The sequence below is a fragment of the Rhodopseudomonas sp. B29 genome (assembly GCF_000333455.1).
Lineage (GTDB): Bacteria > Pseudomonadota > Alphaproteobacteria > Rhizobiales > Xanthobacteraceae > Rhodopseudomonas.
Map to the genome: position 1 here is coordinate 1 of NZ_BADD01000574.1, position 5,013 is coordinate 5,013.

The window sequence follows — 5,013 nt, forward strand, 5'->3', positions numbered from 1 at the left end:
TCGAGCTGCATCTCGGCCGCTAACCGGACGCCCTCGCCTCTGAAATCGCAAGCCGTGAGCTCTTCGGTCCTGACTGGTTCAGGAGCGAAGCTCAGGCGCGCCTGAACCTTGCCACCTCCACGTCGGCAAAGCGGCCGGAGGCGATGCGCGGCAGCCCGGCTGACATCGAAGTTGTAGATATAGACGTACACCTCGACCGCCTCGCCGGAGAGATCGACCGGCAGGATTTCGCGGCGATAATGCGCCGGCTGCGCGCAGACTTCACCGCAGTCTTCGTAATCGTCGAGCTGCGCGATCAGTTCGCGCGGCCGGTGCAACCTGAACAGATCGCCGAACACGCGATCGGCCGGATCCTGCGCTTCGACCAGGCCGGGATAGTGTTTGATCAGATACAACCGACCCGGCATCGACGCCGGCCCGAGATAATCGGCGCCGTCCGACAGCAGCTTCGCCATCGGATGGTCATAGCCGTGCATCAGGGTGCCATAGACGAACAAGCGATCGAGCATCGCGCGCCACCGAAAAACCAACTTCTGCCTCGCTATAGCCGATCGGCGCAACCGCGTCTCGACGCGGCCCGGCCGAATCCGCTACCGATGGGGTGGCGGCACAGCAGCGCGGACCAGGCAGGCATGAGCGACGCGGGCACTCGATCACTCCTCGATGTCAAAGATCCGGTGATCGAGCGCAACAGCGACGGCGGCTCGCCGCTGCTCTTGGTGTGCGATCACTACGGCCGCGAGGTTCCGCCGCCGCTCGGCGATCTCGGATTGCCGGCCGGCGACTTCGACCGCCACATCGCTTTCGATATCGGCATCGCCGGCGTCGCCGAACGACTGTCGGACGCGCTCGGCGCCCAGCTGATCGCGCAGCGCTACTCGCGGTTGGTGATCGACTGCAACCGGCCGCCGATCGCCGAAAGCTCGATCCCGCTGGTCAGCGAGTCCACCGTGATCCCCGGCAACGACGGGCTGACGCACGAAGAGGCCGACGAGCGGCGGCGGCTGATCTTCGATCCCTATCACCATCGCATCGAGGCGGCGATCAGCGACCGGCTGCTGTCCGGGACGCCGACCGTGCTGCTGTCGCTGCATTCCTTCACGCCGGTGTATCACGGCGTGCAGCGGCCCTGGCACATCGGCACGCTGTATCAGAACTGCATTACGCTGCCGCCGCTGCTGCTCGCCGAACTGCGCCGCGAAGACGGTCTCGTCATCGGCGATAACCAGCCTTATGCGGTGACCGACGGCACCGACTACACCATTCCGGTCCACGGCACCGCCCGCGGCCTGATCAACTCCGGCCTCGAAATCCGCCAGGACCAGATCGCCGACGAAGCGGGGCAGACGGCGTGGGCGGAACGGCTGGCTCGTATCTTGACCACGATCACCGACCAACTACGCGACCGTGGCGTGCTGCAGGGGTAGTAGTCCTCCGTCATTGCGAGGAGCGCAGCGACGAAGCAATCCAGCCCAGTGCACGGAGCTGGATTGCTTCGCTTCGCTCGCAATGACGAGGCGAAGCTTTTCACATACTGAGTCGTCATCCTGAGGTGCGCGCGTAGCGCGCCTCGAAGGATGCGGCCACGGGGCTTGCAGCACATCCTTCGAGGCCCGCAGCGCCGCGCACAGCGCGGCCCAGCGGGCACCTCAGGATGACGGCGGCGGTCGGAGCAAAATCAGAACTACTCTACCGCGCCCTGCTCAGCGCCAGCCAGACGCCGCCGCCGATCATGAAGCCGCCGGAGATGCGCGATAGCAGCCGGGTGCGCCGCGCCGAAAACAGCGTGCGGGCGCGGCCGGCGAGCAGTGCGTAGATCGCGTCGGTGACCGCGACGGTCGCCATGAAGGTGACGCCGAGCAGCGCGACCTGCGGCACGTGATCCTTCTGCATGTCGACGAACTGCGGAATGAACGCGCCGAAGAACACCATCACTTTCGGGTTCGACAGCAGCACCACCAGCCCCTGCAGAAAGAAGCCGCCACGCGGCGGTGGCGGCGGCGTGTCGCTGCCGACGCCTTCGATCGGCGCGCGGATCAGGGCGATGCCGAGCCACACCAGATAAGCGGCGCCGATCAGCCGCACCCAGTCGAACCAGTAGCCCAGCGTCGCCATCAGCGTGGTGAGGCCGGCGGCGACCAGCGCGATGACGAGGCCGAGCCCGAGCTGCGCGCCGGCGATGTTGAGCAGCGCCGCGCGCGTGCCGTGCCGCAGCCCATTGGCAATCACCAGCGTCACCACCGGCCCCGGCAGCAACGCCAGCACGATGCAGGCGCCGACATAGGTGAGATAGAGCTGGAGCGACATCGTCCCGTCCTGTCCGTAATTCGACGACCGCACGATAGCAGCGCCGGCACGACTGCGCGACACGTTAGGGTGTGCTTGAAAGGGCTCGCCCTAAGCGAAACCTCATGGTGAGGAGGCGCGAAGCGCCGTCTCGAACCATGGGCCGCGAGCACCGCGTGGCCCCATCCTTCGAGACGCCCCGGCTACGCCCTGCGGGCTCCGCCGGGGCTCCTCAGGATGAGGATGCAGTGCCTGGGGCAGCGCAGCGCGGCGAAGTTCATCATCCCAAGCAACGCTTGACACGCAACCATTTGGTTGCCTATTATCCACCCCATGGACGACGTCTTCAAAGCGCTGGCGGATGCATCGCGGCGCGATCTGCTGGACCGGCTCCATGCCCGCAACGGGCAGAGCTTGAGCGAACTTTGCGACGGCCTCGCCATGACGCGGCAGGCCGTGACCAAGCACCTTAGCATTCTCGAGGCGGCCAATCTGGTCGCGACGGTAAAGCACGGCCGCGAGAAGCTGCACTATCTCAATCCCGTGCCGATCCATCAGATCGGCGAGCGCTGGATCAAGAAGTTCGAACGCGGCCGGATGGCCGCGCTCAGCGAACTCAAACGCAAGCTGGAGGAGCGCGATGACTAAGCCCGAATTCGTCTACGTCACCTACATCCGCACCACGCCCGAAAAACTCTGGCAGGCCCTCACCGACGCCGAGTTCACGCGGCAATACTGGATGAACTGCACGCTGCGCTCTGACTGGAAGGTCGGTTCAAAGATGACGATGGAGCGCGACGGCAAGGTGATGAACGAATGCACCGTCACGCAATCCGAGCCGCCCTACCGGCTGGCGTTCGACTGGCTGTCGGTGTTCGACGACGAGATGCGCAAGGAGAAGCCGTCGCGCGTCTCCTATCTGATCGAACCGCATGGCGACATCGTCAAGCTGACTGTGACGCATCAGAACTTCGCCGAGGGCAGCGCCACGCTGCCGAGCATCAGCTTCGGCTGGCCGATGGTGTTGGCGAGCCTGAAAAGTTATCTGGAAACCGGCCAGGCGCTGCCGCCCGATCTGTCGGCACGCACCTCCTGCGAGGCCGCGTGATGGCCGACGTCACCGGCTGGGTGCCGCAGACGGTCACCACCATCTACATCGCCGCATCAGCCGAGCGCGTCTGGCAGGCGCTGACCTCGCCGGAGTTCAGCCGACAGTACTTTTGCAGCTTCGCCGTCGAAGTCGAGCCGCGCGTCGGCGGCCGCTTGACAGTCACGGCGCCCGACGGCTCGCCGCATATTTCCGGCGAAGTGATCAGCTGGGATCCGCCGCACCGGCTGAGCATGACCTGGAATGTCGGCTGGCCGGGCCTCATCGAAGCGCTCGGCGGCACTCTGGTGACCTACGAGATCGAACCGGCCGGCGAGACCGTGCGCCTGACCATGACCGAAGCCCACGAACTCGCCCTCGACGACGACATCCTCTCAGGCGGCCGCCTCGGCTGGCCGGCGATCCTGTCGTCACTGAAAAGCCTGCTGGAAACGGGGCGCGCACCGGCCATCGCGATGCAGCCGCCACTGCGGATGATTGAGGCGTTGCGGAAGCTGGGGGTGAGGATGCCCGGGATGAGAGATTGAGCTGTCTACTCCTTGTTAGAATCGAGTCTGCTCTACGCCGTTAACAACCGTTCTGCGCACCCAACACACCCAACGCTATCGGCCAATAAGCGACCTTACATGAGCGCACAAGCGGTACAGCATAGCGACGAGAGTCCGAAGGACACAGAGATGCGAATAAAGCTTCTAGACCGACAGCGTCGATAACCTTCAGCCCCCGCCTATGATATATATGCCCGCGGTTCTCATTTTAAGAGCGACAGCGATGGTAGAGTGGGCACCGATATGGCTGATGCCAAACCTGCGTGTCAAAGATGCGGTAAACGGCGGGAGAGCGGCAATTGCGTCGATACGCGACCAACGTATCATTGACCTTGCGAACCAGTATCCAACCTTTCGGACTTTCATTGCGAGATTCAAAGACGCGTTCGGCGCAAGGGTCGAACCGTCTGTCCTAATCGTCAAGAAGCCTAAGTCCAAGCCTCTGAAGCTGGAGCCACTGGCAAGCTTCCGAGATCTAGTGGCGCTTTCCGTTATCCCCTATCAGCGGGCGCAGATGATAGTGCGCCGAAGCCAGATGCCGCGCATTTTGTATTCGAACACGTTTTACCTCTATCCGTGGATGCTCGACAAAGATTATCGACACCTCATGACAAATACGATCGGCGGCATGGGCTTGCACATAGTGGATAAGTTCCACGGGCAATCGTCACCGGATATCTTTGCGCACGACCTTGAGCAACAGAATATCGACGAAGCTTTGTTCAAGGTGCTTTTGCAGCGCTGGGAGCGCCGCTACTTCAAGCCAAAGCCGAGCCCCGCGGATATTGCGCTCTTCCGTTCATTGAATATGGCGACAGTTGCTTGTCAGATGCCGGGCGTAGTTGACACGACGATGTACGACGTCGGCCGGATCGTCGCGTTGTGGGTGAGCGCATTCGAAATATTAGCGCATCCAGGCCCGGGGAAAAGCGTTAACGTCACGACGGTCTACGACCTCTTCGAGAGCATCATGTATCAAGACAGGAACATAGGCAAGAAGCGGTACATGGCGTGGATGCCGCGATTGAAGCGACATACGCGAGGCAACTTGCCACGAATTGTGTACGGCCA

At 63.0% G+C, this 5,013-nt stretch carries 5 protein-coding genes and 2 pseudogenes; 5 read left to right on the plus strand and 2 right to left on the minus strand.

Features of this window, described 5'->3' with window-relative positions:
- Window positions 1-91: 91 nt before the first annotated feature.
- A pseudogene (locus I5M_RS30260) lies at window positions 92-509 on the minus strand (gamma-glutamylcyclotransferase).
- Window positions 510-632: 123 nt separating this feature from the next.
- Between I5M_RS30260 and I5M_RS20455 the strand changes: the two are divergent.
- On the plus strand, window positions 633-1,427 hold the full coding sequence (locus I5M_RS20455) for an N-formylglutamate amidohydrolase (protein WP_022723097.1): 795 nt from the start codon (window positions 633-635) through the stop codon (window positions 1,425-1,427).
- A 262-nt stretch (window positions 1,428-1,689) separates the two neighbouring features.
- Here the strand turns inward: I5M_RS20455 and I5M_RS20460 are convergent, their stop codons facing one another.
- Entirely contained in the window at window positions 1,690-2,307 is a 618-nt protein-coding gene (locus I5M_RS20460) for a LysE family translocator (protein WP_022723098.1), read from the minus strand.
- 312 nt (window positions 2,308-2,619) lie between these two features.
- On the opposite strand from I5M_RS20460, the gene I5M_RS20470 reads away from it, so the two are divergent.
- The 4 genes and pseudogenes from I5M_RS20470 to I5M_RS20485 all read left to right on the plus strand — a co-directional run.
- The gene (locus I5M_RS20470) at window positions 2,620-2,934 is read left to right on the plus strand and encodes a helix-turn-helix transcriptional regulator (protein WP_022723100.1); all 315 of its coding nucleotides are present in this window, start codon (window positions 2,620-2,622) and stop codon (window positions 2,932-2,934) included.
- On the plus strand, window positions 2,927-3,394 hold the full coding sequence (locus I5M_RS20475) for an SRPBCC family protein (protein ID WP_022723101.1): 468 nt from the start codon (window positions 2,927-2,929) through the stop codon (window positions 3,392-3,394). Before I5M_RS20470 ends, I5M_RS20475 begins: the two co-directional genes overlap by 8 nt.
- Window positions 3,394-3,921, plus strand: coding sequence for an SRPBCC family protein (locus I5M_RS20480; protein WP_022723102.1), 528 nt, complete (start codon window positions 3,394-3,396; stop codon window positions 3,919-3,921). The genes I5M_RS20475 and I5M_RS20480 overlap by 1 nt, the downstream gene beginning before the upstream one ends.
- 271 nt (window positions 3,922-4,192) lie before the next feature.
- Window positions 4,193-5,013, plus strand: a pseudogene (locus I5M_RS20485) (hypothetical protein); the annotation flags it as partial.